Source organism: Zoogloea sp. LCSB751 (assembly GCF_002028455.1).
Taxonomy (GTDB): domain Bacteria; phylum Pseudomonadota; class Gammaproteobacteria; order Burkholderiales; family Rhodocyclaceae; genus Zoogloea.
Window position 1 is genome coordinate 1 of record NZ_MWUM01000505.1, and the last position, 245, is coordinate 245.

The 245-nt window shown below is 46.1% G+C and carries 1 protein-coding gene; it reads left to right on the forward strand.

Annotation, left to right across the window (positions count from 1 at the left end; all coding sequences use genetic code 11):
- Nucleotides 1-46: 46 nt before the first annotated feature.
- Nucleotides 47-245 (forward strand): PAS domain S-box protein (locus B4920_RS27490; protein WP_254051082.1); only part of this gene is annotated, 199 nt, incomplete at its 3' end.

Genomic DNA, 245 nt, shown 5'->3' on the forward strand with positions numbered 1-245 from the left:
AATCCCCGCCTTAACGCCCGAGGGTGAACTGGCGGGCGTGATAGGCATGACCCGTAATATCTCTAAACATAAAGAAGTGGAAGAACAACTTACCCTCGCTACCAATGTCTTTAAACACTCCCTTGAAGGTGTAGTCGTGACTGATAGGCACGGTAATATTACCGATGTTAATGGTGCCTTTTACGAGATTACAGGTTACTCGCGGGAAGAGTTACTTGGGCAAAATCCACGCTTATTTAATTCCG